Consider the following 20,759-nt stretch of genomic DNA (forward strand, 5'->3'; position numbering starts at 1 on the left):
TTATGAAGAAAATAATTGTTCTTTTCAGTATTTTGCCTTCATTCATACTATTATTTTCCTGTAATGATAATAACAAGCTGACTGAAGTTGTAGAAGTTCCTCTTCCTACCAAGGAAGAAAAAATAGTAATTGGATCACCAAATGATGTAAAAGCAGATCCGGGTTCTTTTGAACTCACAAAGCTGACTTTTGCTTATGATGGATTAAGTCCGGCGTTACGATCATTAACTTTAGAAACACATTATTCTAAGCATTATTTGTCGTACACCAATAATTTCAACAAAGAAATTGTTTCGACTGAATTCGAAAATATGCCAATTGAGGATATTTTAAAAAAATTAGATTTAAACAATGCAAAACTTCGCCAGAATGCTGGAGGGTATTACAACCATACGCTTTATTTTAATATTCTGACACCCAAAGAGCAGACTCCAAAAGATACGCTTGCAAGTTCTATTAATAAAGAATTTGGCTCATTTAATAATCTAACCAATCAGTTTAAAGGTCAGGCCGAAAAACAATTTGGTTCAGGATGGGTTTGGTTAGTTGTTGATCGATATGGAAAACTTCAAATTACAACTACCGAAGATCAGGACAATCCATTAATGAAAAACGCTTTGATTCCGGGAACGCCAATTTTAGGCATCGATTTATGGGAACACGCTTATTATCTGGATTACCAAAATAGAAAAGGAAGTTACATTGACGCTTTTTATGAACATATAAATTGGGAAAGAGTAAACGAATATTATATCGAAGCCCTCAAAAAGGTCAAGAAAGTATAAAAAACAAAAAAGCTGATACTTAATTCGTATCAGCTTTTTTTGTTTTAAAATTGTTCTACATCGTTCCGTTAAACCTGTTAGGTTTGCTGCGAGAAAAGTTACAACGTTAAATCTATACTAAATAATTGTTCCCTGATCCGAACAGGCAAATCATTTCAATTCGTAAATAAATGATTCGGACGGTACTATTTTTACTCTTGCAATTCCTTCACCATTATCTACTATTAGTTTTACAGAATTCGTTTTGTACAATTGATCTGTAAGCGTATATTCTCCATCTTTTAAATTCCATTTCGAAATAACATCCGTTGGAATCTTCAAATTAAATTCACTTGTTTTTTCTGAAGAAAAATTAGCCGTAACAATCAATTTTTGGCTTTCAGACCAGCGAACATAAGAATAAATTGATTCGTCGTAATTAGCCGTATTTTGACGGTTTACCGATTGTATTTCCTGAAAATCTCCCATTAAAGCTGAACTTTTTAAAGAGAAGTTCAGTAATCGTTTATAAAAATCACGTAAAGCTTTTTCAGAATTAGATAATTGGCCGCCGTCAAATTTTCCTTCATTCATCCATTTTTGATGACTTGGAACTCCAATATAATCAAAAATAGAAGTTCTGGAGCGTGTTCCAAAACCGGCATTTTCATTTCCTGCCTCCCCTACTTCCTGCCCAAAATAAACCATTGTTGGCGATGTGCTTAAAGTTGTCGAAACAACCATTAAAGGTTTTCCTCTTTCGGGCGTACCGGCAAATTCAGGAGAAGCCAAGCGCTGCTCATCGTGATTGTCTAAAAAATGAAGCATATGATGTTCGATATCCGCCATCCCTTTTTGAATGTCTGATAATCCATCTGTTGATGATTTTCCACGAATAATATCTTTCAGTTTATCATAGGTTTCTACTTTATCATACAAATAATCCATTTTTCCTAAACGAATATAATTTCGATATTCATTCGGGTTATACACTTCTGCCAGTAAAAATGCATTTGGATTTTTCATTTTGACAGCAGAGTTCATATAACTCCAAAATTCATACGGAACCATTTCGGCCATATCATAACGAAACCCATCAACGCCTTTTGCAGTCCAATACAAAGCGATCGATTTAAACTTTTTCCATGAATCAGGAACATCTTTATCCTGCCAAAAAGCAAAATGTTCCTGAGATGATTTTTGATCATATCCTGCAGGAAGTTCAGGAAAATCTTTTGTCCCGTCAGGACGAACACCGTAATTTACTTTTACCGTTTCGTACCAGTCGTTTTGATCTGGTTTTACTTTTCGTGATCCATTTCCTGTCCATTTTGCCGGGTTTTCATCAAAAACTCCGTCTACAAGAGGATTTTTTTCTCCATTTAATGGAATATCTCCATCAGGAATTTCAAAATGTATATTCGGGATATAGTAAAAATTATTATCTCGTTTATATTCTACCGTTACATCATCATCGGCGCCAAAATCCTTTACACCTTCAGGATTATTCTTTCCTTCATATTTTCTTGCAATATGATTTGGAACAATATCAATAATCAATTTTAGACCTGCTTTATGCGTTCGGGCAATTAGATCTTCAAATTCCTGAAGTCTGTTTGCCGGATTTACAGCCAAATCTGGATTTACATTATAATAATCTTTTACAGCATAAGGAGAACCAGCACGTCCTTTTACTACTTCGGGATCATCATTTGAGATTCCATAAGCAGTATAATCACGAACCAAAGCATGGTGAGGCACACCGGTGTACCAAATATAAGTTGCACCCAAATCTTTAATTTCATGAAGTGCTTTATCTGTAAAATCATTAAACTTTCCAACTCCGTTTTCTTCAATTGTTCCCCAAGGCTTGTTGGTTTTGTTTGTATTTCCAAATAAACGGGTAAAAACCTGATAGACTACAACTTTTTTTTCTTTTGAATTTTCCTGTTTTACTTCACCCATTTTTAAATCTTTTGTTTTGCAAGCCGAAAACAACATAGTCACAGCTATTCCTGTGGCAACAAATTTACTTTTTATCATATTTTTTAATCTAACTTAACGATATGGAAATGAAATTTTAATCCAAAACCAATTCTTAAATTTAGTTTATTTTTTAAAACTCAGATTAAAGTAAATCTGATTTGTTTTTTCTTAATTCTGAAATCGTGAACTACAACGTGAGAGTTCTGGGTTTTGTTGATAAATTTTAAGATGCAGAGTAACAAAGAGACAAAGGCTTTTAAATGTTCTTAAAAAATGTAAAAAAAATCAATTTTAAACTTTGATTCTTTTCCTCTTTTTACCTAGAAACCTAAAAATATAAATTAATCCTAATAACAATCTAAGGTTATATCCTTTTTCATAAATTTGACAAAAATTTAATCACTTGAAGAAATTACTCTTTTTTATATTTTGCGTACTTATTGTAAACGTTCAATCTGCTTTTGCGCAAGCAGCAAAACCAGGTTCAAAACAAATTCATGTAGAACATGCCGATAATTTTGAACGTAACGAAGCTTTGGCGCCGGGTGCAGTGCTTTTGAGCGGAAATGTAAAAGTAGATCATGACGGAATCGTTCTGACCTGTAATAAGGCTTATATTTTTGAAGGAGAAAATTATCTTAAAGCCTTCGGAAATGTACAGTTGGTACAAGGTGATACTTTATTTTTGAATAGTAAATATGCCGAATACAGCGGTAATTTAAAACAAGCTTTTGCAACCGGAGATGCCGTTATGACTTCTCCCGATGCTACTTTACAAACTGATACTATTCATTTTGACCGTAATATTCAACAGGCTTATTATAATACAAAAGGAACAATCGTTAATAAAGACAATACTTTAGTAAGTAAATCAGGAAGATATTTTGCTGCCGAGAAAAAATTTCAATTTCTGACCGAGGTTACGATTACAAATCCAAAGTATGTTATAAAATCTAATCATTTAGATTATTACAGCAATTCCGGACACACTTATTTACTTGGACCATCGACTATTACAAGTAAAGCCAATTATATTTACACGGAACGGGGATTTTATGACACCAAGAAAAATCTCGCGCATTTTTTAAGGAAATCATATATAAAATACGACGACAGGCGCATTGAAGGCGATAGTTTATTTTATAACAGAAATACCGAATTTGCCTCGGCAACGCGGAACGTAAAAATTACTGATTCTATTAATCGTGGTATTGTAAAAGGACATTATGCCGAAATTTTCAAGCTGAAGGATTCGATGTTTGTTACCAAAAGGGCTGTTGCAATTAATTTAGTTGAAAATGACTCGGTTTACATTCACGGAAAAAAACTGATGGTAACAGGAAAAGAAGGTGAACGAATTTTAAGAGCTTTTAATAATGTACGTTTTTATAAAACAGACATGAGCGGAAAATGCGATTCGATACATTCAAACTCCAAAACGGCATTAACCAAGCTAATTGGAAATCCAATTATATGGAATGGAGAAAGTCAGATTACCGGAGATATCATGCACTTAATTGGCGATAACAATACTAAAAAACTAGACTCTTTAAAAGTCCTCAACAATACTTTTATAATATCAAAGGATACCCTCGGAACGGGCTATAATCAGGTCAAGGGCCTCAATTTATTTGGAAAATTTAAAGAAGGAAAACTTCACGATGTCGATGTTATTAAAAACACAGAAGTCGTCTATTTTATGCGGAATGATGATAACGAACTTATCGGAATTAATAAAAACGTGAGCAGTAAAATCAATTTGATTCTTGAAAACAATCTAATTGAAACGATTACCTTTTTCAATAAAGTTGACGGCGATATTTACCCGGAAACCGATTTGCCTGAAAACGCCCGTAAATTACGTGGTTTTGTCTGGCGTGGTGCCGAAAGAATAAAATCGAAAGATGATATTTTTACAGCAGAAGATAACGAGCTTAACGAAAAACTAATTAAAGAAGGTAAAGACCAAGAAGCGAAAGATAAAAATGTACCGCTAAAAGTCAGGAAAGAAACGTTGAATTACGATAAAAAGAAACCAGCAGTAAAAACAGAAACGAAACCCAAAAAGAAGTAATTTTTTTTAGTACTCAGCTGCAGTATTCAGTCACAATCGCATTTACAAAACTTGCGATCTTTGCATTACATGTAATCTTAATTTTAAGCTTACAAACTTTGCGTAAATCTTTACGATCTTTGCGGTAAAATTATTCGCAGTTTTTTAGTATTGAGTCGCAGTCTTAGTTTTCAGTAAATTGAATCCTGAAACGAAAACCTTAGTCACTTTGCCACTTTCAACCTTTAAAAAAATGAATCCAGATTTTATAAAATACCAGGCACAAACTTCTCCTTATCCTTTAGGAATGGAAGTTTCACACGCCATTGGATCTTACATATACGATACAAACGATAAAAAATATTTAGATTTTGTTGCCGGAGTTTCGGCTTGTACACTTGGTCATCAACACCCGAGAGTAAATCAGGCGATAAAAGACCAGTTAGACAAATATTCGCACGTAATGGTTTACGGAGAATACTCGCAAAGTCCGGCTGTACAATATTGCAAATTAATGGCTTCACTCCTGCCCGAATCTCTGAACAAAACGTATTTAGTAAATTCAGGCACAGAAGCAATTGAAGGTGCTTTAAAACTAGCGAAAAGAACTACTGGGCGCAGTCAGCTTATTTCGTGCCATAATGCTTATCACGGAAACACAATGGGCTCGATGAGTGTAATGGGATTTGAAGAGCGAAAACAAGCTTTTCGTCCCTTGCTTCCAGATGTAGACTTTATTACTTTTAACAACGAAGCCGATTTAGAAAAAATAACTACCAGAACGGCAGCAATTCTTTTAGAAACGATACAAGGCGGTGCCGGATTTATTCAGCCGGAAAATCACTTTCTGGAAAAAGTCCGCAAGCGTTGTGACGAAGTTGGCGCAATGATGATTGTTGATGAAATTCAGCCGGGTTTTGGAAGGACAGGAAAGCTTTTTGGTTTTCAAAATTACGATGTTGTTCCGGATATTGTGGTTATGGGAAAAGGTATGGGAGGCGGAATGCCGGTTGGAGCTTTTACCGCTTCGGCTGAAAAAATGGACCTTTTAACTGAAAATCCAAAACTGGGACATATAACCACATTTGGAGGCCACCCTGTCATTGCGTCAGCTTGCCTGGCTACTTTGCAGGAATTAACTGAAACAAATTTAATGAATGAAGCGCTTGAAAAGGAAAAACTCTTCAGATCGCTTTTGGTACATCCTTTGATAAAAGAAGTTAGAGGAAAGGGATTAATGCTTGCAGCAATGACCGAAACGGCAGATCTAACCAATCAGGTTATTTTAAACTGTCAGGACAAAGGCCTTATTTTATTCTGGCTTTTGTTTGAAGGATGCGCAATTAGAATAACACCGCCGTTAACCATTTCTGAAGAAGAAATAAAAGAAGGCTGTTCTATAATTTTAAGCGTTATGGATGAAATATTGAAAAAAGAACAAGCACAATAAAAACCAAATTAATCTTTTAAATTTCAAAAGATTATAAATAAAAAACAGAGTATAAACTCTGCAAATATTGTTAATTAAATTGTTCACAACAATTAATTTTCCCTCCCCACATCAATTATATGGTTGCCTAAATTTATAACAGGCTAATTTCAAATAAAACAAAGTATGCAATTAAGCAACGAAGAAGAAGATTATAACCTATCCTTATCAAAATTTGAGTCGATGTTAAAAACTAACAAAGTACTCTTTTTTGATTCTGAAGAATTTGAAGAAATCATTCTTCATTATTTAGATATAGGCAAGGCTAATTTAGCAAAAAAGGCCTTAAAACTTGCATTAGATCAGCATCCAAAATCTACGGGCTTAAAATTAGTACAAGTAGAAATGCTGGTTTACGAAGACAAACTTGAAATTGCTGAGAAGCTTTTAAACGAGTTGTATGCAATTGAACCTAATAACGAAGAGATTTATATCCAAAAAGCAAATATCTGTTCTAAAAGAGATCAGCACGAAAAAGCGGTAGAATTACTTAAAATTGCTTTGCAATATACGGATGATTACGCTGATGTGTACAACTTGATTGGAATGGAGTATCTTTTTATGGATAATCTTGAACTGGCAAAAGAAAGCTTCATTAAATGTCTTGAAGAAGATTTAGAAGATCAATCTGCCTTATATAACGTAGTTTACTGTTTTGAATTTTTAGATCAAAATCAGGAAGCTATTGTATATTTAAACGAATATATCAACAAAAACCCATACAGCGAAATTGCCTGGCATCAGCTTGGACGTTTGCATTATGGCGTAAAAGAATACGAAAATGCGATTCGTGCTTTTGACTATGCTACTTTAATTGACGATGAATTTTTAGGTGCTTTTATGGAAAAAGCGAAAGCTTATGAGCGCCTTAAAAAATATCATGAAGCAATTGAAAGCTATAATCGTACAATAGAGTTAGACGACGCGACTTCATATGCTTTACTGCGCATAGGAAAATGTTACGAAAAACTGGGAAATGCCGTAAAAGCACTTCAATATTATAACCAGACTGTACACGAAGATCCACTTTTAGATAAAGGATGGATTGCGATTACAGATTTTCATGTTCGCCAGAAGAATTTTCAAAAAGCTTTGTTTTTTGTCAATAAAGCATTAGCAATTGACAATCAAAATCGTTTGTATTGGAAACGTTATGCAACGATAAACAAACAAATGAACTTTTTTGAAGAAGCTGAATTTGGATACAGAAAAGCGGTTGAATTTGGTGATTATGCTTTGGATACCTGGTTGTTTTGGGTTGACATTCTTCAGTTTTTAGGAGAATTCGAAAGCGCCATTCAAACTTTATTACAGGCTTCAGAATATTTTCCGGAAGAAAACGAAATCGAATATCGTTTAGCGGGATTGTATTTCATGATTCAGGATAGCACAAAAGCAAAATTCCACTTAAGCAATGGTTTACGTTTAAACTTTGATAACTATATTCTTATCGAAGATTTATTCCCTGTAGTATGGACAAAAAAGACAGTTAGAAATTACATCGAAAAACACAGAAAATAAGAATGATTGAAGTTTTAAAAAGGCGTTTTGGCTTATTGGGCCGTAATATTAGTTACTCATTTTCAAAAGGTTATTTTACAGAAAAATTCAACGACGAAATTTTCGCAGGCAACAGCTACGAAAACTTCGACATTGCTGAAATTAATCACTTTACCGGATTATTGAAAAACAATCCTGATTTGAAAGGTTTAAACGTTACGATTCCTTATAAAGAGCAGGTAATTCCCTTTTTAGATAAACTATCAAAAAAAGCTGCTTTAATTGGCGCTGTAAACACTATTAAGTTCACCAAAAAAGGAAAATTAAAAGGATACAACACTGACTATTACGGCTTTAAAAAATCATTAAAACCATTATTAGAACCGCATCATAAAAAAGCTTTGATTCTGGGAACCGGAGGAGCTTCTAAAGGTGTTGCTTTTGCACTTGATGAGCTTGGTATTCTGTATACTTTTGTTTCAAGAGAAGCAAAAGAAAATATCATCGATTATAATTTAATCAACGCTACTACTTTTGATAATTTTCAAATAATTATAAACTGTACACCTGTTGGTACAAGTCCAAATATCGAGGCTTGTCCTGATCTTCCTTATGAGTTTTTTACAGAAAAACATATCGCATACGATTTAATTTACAATCCTGCCGAAACTCAATTTCTTAAAAACGCTAAAGAAAGAGGTGCCGTAATTAAAAACGGATATGATATGCTTATTTTTCAGGCAGAGAAAGCCTGGAAGATCTGGAACAAATAAAAAGCTCATTTTTAAGAAGTTAAAGTAATTTTTGTAAATTAGTCTACTCATTTGTAGATAGTTATGAAAATACTACCATTTTACATCTGCATATTTTTTTTACAATCGTTATCTGTTAAAGCACAAGATACGATTCAATTTAATAATCCATTTTCAGAACCCAGATATCATTATTTTTTAAAAACTATTTTGCTTTTTAATGAATATTTAGATACTGAAAATGGATCATATAACACTACACAATTACGTTTCCTGCAACCTATAGGAAACAAAGCCTGGAATCTTCGTTTTGATTTGCCTTTAATTTCGGCAAATACGAATTCTACGAACAAAACCGGAATTGGCGACGTGAGTGCAGGCATAAGTTTCATTCCTTATATGGAAAGAAATAACGGCATTGCTTTGAGAGCGAGAGTAATTTCAAATTCTGCTTCCGATCCCAGTTTTGGAACAGGGAAATGGGTTTTTGTTCCTTCTATTTTTTACGGACGTTATTTACAATCCAAAAAATATTTATGGATTTCGTCATTCGAATATCAAACCAGTTTTGCAGGTGCGAGTAATAGAAAAGATATTAACGTTTCGGTATTTGAGAATGTCATTTTATGTTTTTTTGGAAAGAACTGGATTGCGGCCGATGCTGCATTTCGCTGCAACAATACTGTAAAAGGATTTCAGAATAATGCTTTTTTAGAATTTGGAAGAAAAATTACTCCCGATAATTTAATTTACATTCATCCCAGCGTTGCTTTTGGAGGTCAAAAATCATATAATTACGGATTGGAAATGGGAATTCTAATTTTGTTTTGATTCGAAATAAAATGAAAAAAGACTTTATATAATATAATTTTATTCTCATTCTTCTAAAAAATACAGTAAATTAAAATTTTTATTATTTTCAAAAAAGAAGCAAAAAAATACAGATACAACTTGCACAACAACACAAAAAATAAGAATTTCATCGTAAAATACTGCATAAACAAACGATTTATTTTGTATTTAGAAACACCTTTACTATCTTTCGCACTGTTTAAAGTAAAAACCTTATACATTTAAAAATGTTAGAAGAAAAGAATGATAACCTGCAAGAAGAAGCAGACGGAAAATCAGGAATCGAAATAAGCGATTCTACGCAAAATGATGCAATTGAAAATACAGCGCCTGAAACAACAACAGACACTACTGAAAATACAGCAGCGGAAACAGTTGAGACAGAACAAACTGAACATCAAGATGCATTAGATGCCATAACAAATTCAAATGCTGAAGAAAGCGAAGACGAGACTCTAAAAGAACGTCATGATATTCCTATGAAGGATTATCATACTTTTACTTTGGATGCTCTTGTTGACGAGCTTAAAAAACTGATTAATATAGACAAAGTAATGTCTGTAAAAGATCATATTGAAGAAATTAAGAAATCATTTTTACTACAATACAATCATCTTTTAGAGGAAAAAAGAGAGGAATTCAATGCTTCTAAAGAAGATCCAAATGAAGAGTTTGAATATCATTCGCCTTTAAAATCTAAATTTGATGAATACTACAATGTTTTTAGAGAAAAAAGAAATGTACATTTCAAGCATTTACAAACCAATCTAAAAACAAATTTAGAAAACAGACTTGCCATTGTTGAGGAATTAAAGGAGCTTATCAATCCTCAGGAAAATATAAAAGATACTCTTAAACATTTTAATGATTTAAGAGAAAGATGGAAAAATGCCGGAGCAATTCCAAAAGACAAGTACAATCACGTTTGGAATAATTATCATTTTCATGTAGAAAATTTCTATGATTATCTGCATTTAGATCGCGAAGCCCGCGATTTGGATTTCAAACATAATCTTGATCAGAAACAAAAAATTATTGCAAGAGTTGAAGAACTTGTAAATGAAAGCGATGTAAACAAAGCTTTCCGTGAATTACAAGATTTACATCGTCTTTGGAAAGAAGATATTGGACCCGTTTCTAAAGAACATCGTGATTCTATCTGGAATAAGTTCAGCGAATTAACTAAAAAAATTCACGACAAGAGAGAAGTTTTGTTTGAAAGCCAGAGAGCTAATGAACAACAAAATCTTGAAGTTAAAAAAGATATTATTGCCAAAATTGAGGTTTTAGGAACCGAAAAAGTTAATTCTCATTCTCAATGGCTGGTTCAGATTCAAAAAGTTGAAGCTTTACGTAATGAGTTTTTTGCAGCAGGAAAAGTGCCATCTGAAGTAAACGAAGAAACTTGGGCTTCCTTTAAAACTGCCGTTAGAAATTTCAACGCCTTCAAAAATTCGTTTTATAAAGACATCAAAAAAGATCAAAACGATAACCTGAACAAGAAAATGGCACTTGTTGCTAAAGCTAAAGAATTACAGGAAAGCACTGATTTTGGTTCGACTACTCCAGTAATGAAACAAATTCAGGAAGAATGGAAGCAAATTGGCCATGTTCCAAAAAAATATTCAGATAAAATCTGGAAAGAATTTAAGGATGCCTGCAATCATTATTTTGACAAGCTAAAAGAACATAAATCGGAAGAAAACGCTGATGAGGTTGCTTCTTTTGATAATAAGAAAGCTTATTTGGAAACATTGAGAGCTTACCAATTAACCGGAGATCATAAAACAGATCTTGATGCTATTAAACAGCATATTGAAATCTGGAAAGGATATGGTAAAGTGCCTTTTTCAAGACGTCATATTGAAGGTAAATTCAATAAAATTTTAGATGCCCTTTTTGAAAAACTTAGTTTAAGCAAAAAAGAATCTGAAATGATGCGCTTTACAAACCGTATTGATTCCTTATCTGACAGCAATGATACACGCAAATTAGATAACGAAAAGATTTTTATTATGCGTAAAATTGAAGAAGTACAAAATGAAATTTTCCAATTAGAAAACAACATTCAGTTCTTTACAAATACTAAAAATGCCAAAAAAGAGAATTCAATAGTTACAGAAGTACGTAAAAATATTGCGATTCACAAAGAAAGTCTTGAAGTTTGGAAAGACAAACTAAAACAATTAAGAAACTTAAATCAACCGGAATAATTGTCAGGTTGAACGAAGTTTAAACCATTTTACTATAAAAGGTGTAATGAAATTCATTGCACCTTTTTTTTGTATTCATTTTTTTTAACCGCAAAACACGTAAAGATTTTATTTATTGAAGATTTCTAAAAGCGTAAAGTTCAAAAAGCTTATTTAAAAAAACTTTGCGAACTTTCTGTAAACCTTTGCCTGTTTTACGGTTAAATACTACCATAACAAAAAACCTAAACTTAACATTCTTATTAAATTTCATAAAACTATTCTGCAAAATATTGATTATATTTGAGTTACCACTATTAACTGACAAACAAATAACATTTATTAATTAATTTTTAAATAAGAAGAATATGAAATTTACAAGAAAAGCAAATGCCAGCTGGAAAGGAACCGGTATGGAAGGAACCGGAACCATAAGTACTCAAAGCACTACTTTAGATAATGCTCAATTATCTTTTAAAACCAGATTTGCTGACGGAGTCGGAACCAATCCTGAAGAATTGGTTGCAGCAGCCCATTCTGGCTGTTTTACAATGCAGTTAAGTTTTTTACTTAACGAAGGAGGTTTTACTGCAGATGATTTAACTACAGAAGCGACAGTAACTTTTGAAGATGGCTCAATTACTTTAATCCATCTGGATTTAAAAGGAAAAGTACCATCAATATCAGCAGAAGAATTTGAAAAAACCGCTGCAAAAGCAAAAGAAATCTGTCCAATTTCTAAACTTTTAAATACTACTATTACTTTATCTGCTTCATTGGTAAGCTAAAGACTTTTCTTTAAAAGACATAAAAAAACCATTCACTAGTGAATGGTTTTTTATTTATATAATTTCCCAAATATTATTGGTTCATTGTCGCTTTTAGTGCTTTTGCTTCAGCAGTCATTTCTAAAGCTTTATAAACTCCTAATAATGTTTTAGCTACATCATCATTTTTAGGATCTAACTCATTTGCTTTTTTAAGGTAAGGAATAACACCTTTAAAAACATTTTCTCTTTCAGCTTTTAATACATCATAACGCTTCATATCTTTCGCAGATGTTCCCAATTTATTCATTTCATCGATAATTGGTTTTTCAGCTTCTAATTTTAAAGCAGCAAGATTTAAGTAAGCATTAGCATAGCCAGGGTTAATTTCAATCGCTTTTAAGTAGTATTTCTCAGCATCAGCATTGTTTTTTGCATTTGCACTTAACACACCAAGATTAAATACTAAATCAGCATTGTTTGGTTCTTTTTGCAAAGCTTCACCAACTAATTTTTTGTATGTTTCGTAATCTTTAGTCTCAAGATACAAGTTAGCTTCCGTAAGAATTAAAGAAGTATCTTCTGGATTTGTTTTTCTGGCATCAGCGATTGCTTTTTTAGCATCTTCTGTACGTCCTTTTTGAACTAAAATTAAAGCTAAGTTTTTGTAGATTTCACCTCTTTTAGAAGGAATAGCTTCTGTTTTAGGGTTCTCATGAGTTCCTAATTTTACAGCTAAATCTCTTTCTTTAGCGTTAGCAAAATTATCTTCACTTCCGCTCGCTTTATTTGCAGCTAAATACAAAGTTCCTTTTCCAGAGTAGTTTAATTTTTTCAACTCTTCATACAAAGGAAGTGCTGTATCAAAATCCTGAGCATTTACAGCTGTTGAAGCTGCATAGTAAAGGTTGATTGTATCATTCTTATCTAATAAATAAGCATCGTACAATTTCTTAGCTCCTTCAGAATGTTTGTTTGCCTGAGTGTCTGCAATTGCAGAATTAATCAATTGCCCTTTGATATTAGCAATTGATGTAGCAGCCTGAGTTGAATATTTCTGTTTTCCAGAAGTTTTTTCAACATCAATTAATTTTTTGTAGCTTGAAGCTGCTGCACTTAAATTTTTGCTTTCTTCAACTTTTTTGTTTGCCAGCTCTAAGTAAGCATTTCCTTGTACAAAATAAAATTGTGCCTGCTCAGTATCTTTTGCATTTACAATTAAATTTTCTGCATCCTTTAGCTGTGCAAGTGCTCCTTGTGCGTCTCCGCCTTTTAATGCTTTTTCAGCATTTTTAATTTGATCTTTTTGAGCAAACGTAGCTACAGAGATCAGTAATGCTGACGCTAGTATTACATATTTACTTTTCATAGTATTCAATTTGTATATTTAATTTAATTTTTGTGGTCTTATTTATTCCTCAGATTCTTCTTCTTCAGAGTCGTCTTCGTCTTCAACTACATCATCAGAATCATCATCGTCATCTTCAGCAGTTCCGTCGTCTTCAAGAACTTCATCTAGATCCGGCTTAACTCTTTCGATAGCAGATTCTACAACATTACCATCTTCATCAACAACAACTTCTTCGGCATCATCTTTCATTACTTTTGTAACGGCAGCGATAGAATCTTTTCCTTTTAAGTTAATCAATCTGACACCTTGAGTAGCACGTCCCATAACACGCAAATCTTCAATTGCCATTCTGATTGTTAATCCAGATTTATTGATAATCATTAAATCATCTGAATCAGTTACAGCATTAATAGAAATTAATTTACCTGTTTTATCTGTGATGTTAAGGGTTTTAACTCCTTTACCTCCACGGTTTGTAATTCTGTACACATCTTCACCATCATCATCAACTAATTTAGTACGTTTACCGTATCCGTTTTCAGTTACAACCAAGATTTGTGAATCAGCCACATCGTTTTTACCAACAGTTACCATACCAATTACTTCATCAGTATCATCTTTTAAAGTGATTCCACGAACTCCAGAAGCTGTTCTTCCCATCGGACGTGTTTTGGTTTCTTCAAAACGAACTAATTTACCGGATTTAACTGCCAGAATAATTTGGCTTTCTCCATCAGTTAATTTTGCTTCAAGTAATTCATCTCCTTCTTTAATTGTAATTGCAGCAACTCCGTTTGCACGAGGTTTAGAATATTTCTCTAAAGAAGTTTTCTTAACCTGTCCTTGTTTCGTTACCATTACAAGGTTATGACTATTGATATACTCTTTGTCTTTTAAGTCTTGTGTACAAATGAAAGCTTTTACTTTATCGTCGCTTTCAATATTTACCAAATTTTGAATTGCACGTCCTTTTGCTGTTTTACTTCCTTCAGGGATTTCGTAAACACGCATCCAGAAACATTTTCCTTTTTGCGTAAAGAACATCATATATTGGTGGTTGGTTGCAACGAACATATGTTCAAGGAAATCCTGATCTCTTGTTCCGGCGCTTTTTTGTCCAACTCCTCCTCTGTTTTGTGTTTTATATTCGGTTAAGTTAGTACGTTTGATGTATCCTGCATGAGAAATGGTAATAACCACATTTTCATCAGCAATCAAATCTTCAATACTTACATCTCCACCAGAATATTCGATAGTAGAACGTCTTTCGTCACCATACTTATCGCGGATTTCCTGAAGTTCTTCCTTAATTAAGTTAGTTCTTAAATCTACATCTGCCAATAAAGCTTTTAAGTGCTCGATTAATTTCATCAATTCTTCGAATTCTGCTCTTAATTTATCCTGCTCCAGTCCTGTTAACTGACGCAAACGCATTTCAACAATAGCACGAGCCTGAATATCTGACAAGCTGAATCTTTCGATTAATTTCTCACGAGCTTCTTCCGTATTTTTAGAGCCTCTGATAATAGCAATTACTTCGTCAATATTATCTGAAGCAATAATTAATCCTTCTAAAATATGTGCTCTTTCTTCTGCCTTACGTAATTCAAATTGTGTTCTACGAACTACAACATCATGACGGTGCTCAATAAAATAGTGAATCATATCTTTTAGATTCAACATTTGAGGACGTCCTTTTACAAGTGCAATATTGTTTACACTAAAAGAAGATTGTAATGATGTAAATTTATATAAGGTATTTAATACAACGTTTGGTGTAGCGTCACGTTTTAGGATATACACGATACGCATACCATTTCTATCAGATTCGTCACGAATATTGGCAATACCTTCAATTTTTTTCTCGTTAACTAAATCAGCCGTACGTTTAATCATTTCGGCTTTGTTAACCTGATATGGAATCTCGGTAACAATAATACATTCTCTTCCGTCAACTTCTTCAAAACCAACTTTCGCACGCATTACGATACGTCCTCTACCCGTTTTAAAAGCTTCGCGAACGCCTTCATAACCATATATTACACCACCGGTTGGAAAATCCGGAGCTTTAATATGCGTCATTAATTCGTCTACCTCAATATCATTATTATCTAAGTATGCTAAAGTACCATTGATAACTTCGGTTAAGTTATGTGGCGGCATATTGGTTGCCATACCTACTGCAATACCTGTAGCTCCGTTTACTAATAAAGTAGGAACTCTTGTTGGCATTACTTTTGGCTCATATAAAGTATCGTCAAAGTTTAGTTGAAAATCAACTGTTTCTTTTTCGATATCTGCCATAATATCTTCTGAAATTTTGCGCATTCTGGCCTCAGTATAACGCATCGCTGCCGGACTATCTCCATCAACAGATCCAAAGTTACCCTGACCATCCACTAATAAATAACGCATACTCCACTCCTGCGCCATACGTACCATTGCATCATATACAGAGGTATCTCCATGCGGGTGGTACTTACCCAGAACCTCTCCCACGATTCTTGCAGATTTTTTGTGGGCAGACCTTGAAGTTACACCTAAATCATACATTCCGTAAAGAACTCTTCGATGTACTGGTTTCAAGCCATCTCTAACATCAGGAAGTGCTCTCGATACAATTACTGACATCGAATAATCGATGTAAGCTGACTTCATTTCATCCTCTATGTTAATAGGAATTAACTTTTCTCCTTCAGACATAAGTTGTTATATTAAATAATTATATTAGTTTCAAAGCGTGCCAAGATACGTTTTTTTGAAATTTTTTCAGCTATTTCCTTACACTTATTTCAATGATTTATTAACAACTTTATTTTAGGTTTTAGTTAATAAATTAAGCGTTTTTTAACTCTTTTATTGTTATTTTTTTTGTCAATTAGCTGACAGCAGATCTCAATAGGTATGATTTTTGTTTTTCAACCAGTAAATAATTAAATTTACATTACCAATTATATATTATGGATGATAATTTTTCACCAAGAGTAAAAGATGTTATTACGTACAGTAAGGAAGAAGCCCTTCGCTTAGGACACGACTTTATTGGTACAGAACATCTTATGCTAGGCATTTTAAGAGATGGAAACGGAAAAGCTATTCATATACTTAATAACCTAGCAGTTGATTTAGATCATTTACGCAGGAAAGTAGAAATACTGAGTCCGGCTAATCACAGCATTGAGGTAAATACCGAAAAGAAAAACCTTCATCTTACCCGACAGGCCGAAAGAGCCCTGAAGACCACTTTTCTTGAAGCCAAAGTATTTCAAAGCTCGTCGATTAGCACTGCTCACTTGCTTTTATGTATCTTACGAAACGAAAACGATCCAACAACCAAGTTACTGAATAAGCTTAAAATAGATTATGACGTAGCTAAAGAACAATACTTAAATATGACGCCAAACGAAGAAGAATTCTTAGAAAACTTGCCAAGAAACGAATCGTACAATGACGATTCAGGACAAGATGACAGTTTAAAGGAAAGTAGTTTTAATAATCCCGCCAATAAGTCAAACAAAAAATCTAAGACTCCGGTGTTAGATAATTTTGGGAGAGATTTAACAGAAATGGCCGAGGAAGGAAAACTAGATCCTGTTGTAGGACGCGAAAAAGAAATTGAACGCGTTTCTCAAATTTTAAGCCGAAGAAAAAAGAACAACCCGCTTCTTATTGGAGAACCCGGAGTTGGTAAATCTGCTATTGCAGAAGGACTTGCTTTACGCATTATCCAAAAGAAAGTATCACGTATTCTTTTCCACAAACGTGTTGTAACTCTTGATTTGGCAAGTCTGGTTGCCGGAACAAAATACAGAGGACAGTTTGAGGAAAGAATGAAAGCGGTGATGAACGAGCTGGAAAAAAATGACGATATCATCCTTTTCATTGATGAAATCCATACTATTGTAGGAGCTGGAGGAGCAACTGGTTCACTTGATGCTTCAAATATGTTCAAACCAGCTTTAGCAAGAGGAGAAATTCAATGTATTGGTGCTACTACTCTTGATGAGTACAGACAATATATTGAAAAAGATGGTGCGTTAGAAAGACGTTTCCAAAAAGTTATTGTAGAACCAACTTCTGTTGAAGAAACAATTGCCATTTTAAATAACGTAAAAGACAAATATGAAGATCACCATAATGTTACATATACACAAGAAGCTATCGAAGCTTGTGTTAAACTTACAGATCGCTATATGTCTGAACGTTTCTTACCAGACAAAGCTATTGATGCTCTTGACGAAGCAGGATCTCGTGTACACATTACCAATATTGATGTTCCAAAACAAATTTTAGATTTGGAACGTCAGTTAGAAGAAGTTCGCGAAAACAAAAATATGGTTGTTAAAAAACAAAAATATGAAGAAGCAGCCAAACTTCGCGATGACGAAAAACGTATAGAAAAAGAGCTTGCTATTGCACAAGAACAATGGGAAGAAGATTCTAAAAACAACCGAATTGAAGTTACAGAAGATAATGTAGCCGATGTTGTTTCGATGATGACAGGGATTCCTGTAAACAGAATTGCACAAACAGAAAGCAACAAATTAGCTAAGCTTCCTGAATTAATTCAGAATAAAGTAATTGGTCAAAATGAAGCTGTTCTTAAAATCGCACGTTCTATTCAACGTAACAGAGCCGGACTTAAAGATCCTAATAAACCAATTGGTTCATTCATTTTCTTAGGTCAGACTGGTGTTGGTAAAACACAATTAGCAAAAGTATTAGCTAAAGAATTATTCGATTCAGAAGATGCGTTAGTTCGTATTGATATGAGTGAATACATGGAAAAATTTGCGATCTCTCGTTTAGTTGGAGCGCCTCCGGGGTATGTTGGGTATGAAGAAGGCGGTCAATTAACTGAAAAAGTTCGCAGAAAACCATATTGTGTTGTTCTTTTAGACGAGATCGAAAAAGCGCATCCAGATGTATTTAATATGATGCTGCAAGTTTTGGATGATGGATATTTAACAGATAGTTTAGGTCGTAAAATTGACTTTAAAAACACTATTATTATCATGACATCTAACGTTGGTGCACGTCAGTTAAAAGACTTCGGACAAGGTGTTGGATTTGGAACTGCTGCGAAAGTAGCTCAAGCCGATGAAAATTCTAAAAGCATTATCGAAAATGCATTAAAGAAAACTTTTGCTCCTGAGTTCTTAAACAGAATTGACGATGTAATTGTATTCAATGCATTAGAAAAAGGTGATATCGATTTGATTATCGAAATCGAATTGAAAAAACTATATTCTCGTATTTCAGATTTAGGATACAAATTAAGCTTAACAGACAAAGCAAAAGCATTTATTGCTGAGAAAGGTTTCGACAGACAATTTGGAGCAAGACCACTTAAAAGAGCAATCCAGAAATATGTTGAAGATTTGTTAGCCGAAGAAATCATTACCTCAAAAATACACTCGGGTGATGAAATCATGATGGATCTAAAAGATGATTCACAAGAACTTTCGGTAGAAATCCATAAAGCCGAAGAGCCGACAAATCAATAAATTAGTTAAATTTTATAACATAAATAATCTACCCGTTACGTTTTCATAACATAACGGGTATTTTTTTTGGATAATTTACTATCTTTAGTAAAAGCAAATAGCTATTTTTGGATTTAAATTCTATAATAAAAAACAAAGTATGCTTCAAAACAAAGTCATTTTAGGCAGCGAAGAATGGTGCTCATTTCCAGAACTTGGAATCCCGACAATCAAGGCTCGTGTCGATTCTGGTGCCAAAACTTCGGCAATGCACGCTATCAACATAGCTCCTTTTATAAAAAATGATGCTAATTGGGTAAAATTTGATATTAACCCAATTCAGAATAACATTAAAACTATTATTCATTGCGAAGCACCGCTGGTTGACAAGCGAATTGTAAAAAGTTCAAGCGGTTATAGAGAACACCGCTATGTTATACAGACACATTTAAAGATTGGCGATGTTAAATGGCCTATCGAAATGACTTTGACCAATCGTGATTCGATGGGTTTTAGAATGCTTTTAGGCCGTGAAGCTATGAGTGGACGTGTATTGGTAGATCCTGAAGAAAAATATTTACTTGGACAACCTACAAGTGAAGCTTTAAAAGAATTATATCAAAACTCAGAAAAAGCCAGTTCTGGTTTACGAATTGGACTTTTAGCCAGTAATCCTGAATTATACAGCAATAAAAGAATCATGGAGGCCGGCGAAATGCGCGGTCACGAAATGCACTTTTTGAATATCAAAGAATGCTACATGAAACTTGATGCTAAAACTCCCGAGATCCATTACAGAGGCGGAAAAATCTTAAATCAGTTTGATGCCATTATTCCAAGAATCAGGCCGAGTATTACTTTTTACGGATGTGCCTTAACACGTCAGTTTGAAGCATTAAAGGTTTTCTGTTTAAATTCGGCGACAGCCATAACACAATCACGTGATAAATTATATTCCCTGCAATTGCTTTTAAACAGCGGCATCGATATTCCAACAACCGGCTTTGCCAATTCGCCGCTCGATACAGACAATCTTATTAAGATGGTTGGCGGTTCTCCCCTAATTGTAAAATTATTAGAAGGAACACAAGGAAAAGGTGTTGTATTAGCCGAAACCAAAAAAGCCGCAGAAAGTGTTATAAATGCTTTTAAAAGTTTAAATGCCAATATATTAGTACAGGAATTTATTAAAGAAGCTAACGGAAAAGATATTCGCTGTTTTGTGATCGACGGAAAAGTGGTGGCAGCCATTCAGCGTGAAGCTATGCCGGGCGAATTTAGAGCAAATATCCATCTTGGCGGCACAGCCTCTGTAATCAAAGTAACGGCCGAAGAAAAAAAGATTGCTATTAAAGCTGCAAAAGCAATGGATTTAAAAGTGGCTGGTGTAGACATTATTCGTTCTTCAAAAGGCCCGTTATTGCTCGAAGTAAACTCTTCCCCAGGTCTTGAAGGAATTGAAGGCGCAACAAACAAAGACATTGCCGGAGAAATGATTAAGGCGATTGAAAAGAATTTCAAACTTGGTTAAGTTCATTTAAACTTAATACCAGATAAATAATTTAGC

Annotated in this window: 13 protein-coding genes; 10 read left to right on the forward strand and 3 right to left on the reverse strand. The window is 33.8% G+C overall.

Features of this window, described 5'->3' with window-relative positions:
• The first annotated feature begins 2 nt into the window (after positions 1-2).
• Entirely contained in the window at positions 3-785 is a 783-nt protein-coding gene (locus L1276_RS05070) for a superoxide dismutase (protein WP_253785943.1), read from the forward strand.
• A gap of 150 nt (positions 786-935) precedes the next feature.
• On the opposite strand, the gene L1276_RS05075 is transcribed toward L1276_RS05070, so the two are convergent.
• Positions 936-2,807, reverse strand: coding sequence for an alpha-amylase family glycosyl hydrolase (locus L1276_RS05075; protein WP_253785944.1), 1,872 nt, complete (start codon positions 2,805-2,807; stop codon positions 936-938).
• 346 nt (positions 2,808-3,153) lie between these two features.
• Between L1276_RS05075 and L1276_RS05080 the strand changes: the two genes are divergently transcribed.
• From L1276_RS05080 to L1276_RS05110, 7 genes are all read left to right on the forward strand, one after another.
• Positions 3,154-4,824 carry an OstA-like protein gene (locus L1276_RS05080; RefSeq protein ID WP_253785945.1) on the forward strand — a complete coding sequence of 557 codons (1,671 nt, stop codon included), beginning with the start codon at positions 3,154-3,156 and terminating at the stop codon, positions 4,822-4,824.
• A 232-nt stretch (positions 4,825-5,056) separates the two neighbouring features.
• Positions 5,057-6,253, forward strand: coding sequence for an aspartate aminotransferase family protein (locus L1276_RS05085; protein WP_253785946.1), 1,197 nt, complete (start codon positions 5,057-5,059; stop codon positions 6,251-6,253).
• 165 nt (positions 6,254-6,418) lie between these two features.
• Complete coding sequence (locus L1276_RS05090) at positions 6,419-7,813, forward strand: tetratricopeptide repeat protein (RefSeq protein WP_253785947.1); 1,395 nt, start codon at positions 6,419-6,421, stop codon at positions 7,811-7,813.
• 2 nt (positions 7,814-7,815) lie between these two features.
• Positions 7,816-8,565: a shikimate dehydrogenase gene (locus L1276_RS05095; RefSeq protein WP_253785948.1), complete on the forward strand. Its 750-nt coding sequence runs from the start codon at positions 7,816-7,818 to the stop codon at positions 8,563-8,565.
• 63 nt (positions 8,566-8,628) lie between these two features.
• A complete protein-coding gene (locus tag L1276_RS05100) occupies positions 8,629-9,375 on the forward strand; it encodes a lipid A phosphoethanolamine transferase (RefSeq protein ID WP_253785949.1) in 747 nt (248 codons plus the stop codon).
• Between the two features lie 248 nt (positions 9,376-9,623).
• Entirely contained in the window at positions 9,624-11,609 is a 1,986-nt protein-coding gene (locus tag L1276_RS05105) for a DUF349 domain-containing protein (protein ID WP_253785950.1), read from the forward strand.
• A gap of 347 nt (positions 11,610-11,956) precedes the next feature.
• Positions 11,957-12,376, forward strand: coding sequence for an OsmC family protein (locus tag L1276_RS05110; protein ID WP_253785951.1), 420 nt, complete (start codon positions 11,957-11,959; stop codon positions 12,374-12,376).
• A 73-nt stretch (positions 12,377-12,449) separates the two neighbouring features.
• Here L1276_RS05110 and L1276_RS05115 read toward each other — a convergent pair whose 3' ends face one another.
• Positions 12,450-13,724, reverse strand: coding sequence for a tetratricopeptide repeat protein (locus L1276_RS05115; RefSeq protein ID WP_253785952.1), 1,275 nt, complete (start codon positions 13,722-13,724; stop codon positions 12,450-12,452).
• A 42-nt stretch (positions 13,725-13,766) separates the two neighbouring features.
• Positions 13,767-16,409, reverse strand: a complete 2,643-nt coding sequence (gene gyrA / locus L1276_RS05120) for a DNA gyrase subunit A (RefSeq protein WP_253785953.1) — start codon at positions 16,407-16,409, stop codon at positions 13,767-13,769.
• A gap of 257 nt (positions 16,410-16,666) precedes the next feature.
• Here gyrA and L1276_RS05125 point away from each other — a divergent pair, with 257 nt between their 5' ends.
• Both L1276_RS05125 and rimK read left to right on the forward strand, forming a co-directional pair.
• Positions 16,667-19,213 carry an ATP-dependent Clp protease ATP-binding subunit gene (locus L1276_RS05125; protein ID WP_253785954.1) on the forward strand — a complete coding sequence of 849 codons (2,547 nt, stop codon included), beginning with the start codon at positions 16,667-16,669 and terminating at the stop codon, positions 19,211-19,213.
• 139 nt (positions 19,214-19,352) lie between these two features.
• On the forward strand, positions 19,353-20,723 hold the full coding sequence (rimK, locus tag L1276_RS05130) for a 30S ribosomal protein S6--L-glutamate ligase (protein WP_253785955.1): 1,371 nt from the start codon (positions 19,353-19,355) through the stop codon (positions 20,721-20,723).
• Positions 20,724-20,759: the final 36 nt, after the last annotated feature.

It is taken from the genome of Flavobacterium sp. HSC-32F16, from assembly GCF_024171645.1.
Classification (GTDB): Bacteria; Bacteroidota; Bacteroidia; order Flavobacteriales; family Flavobacteriaceae; genus Flavobacterium.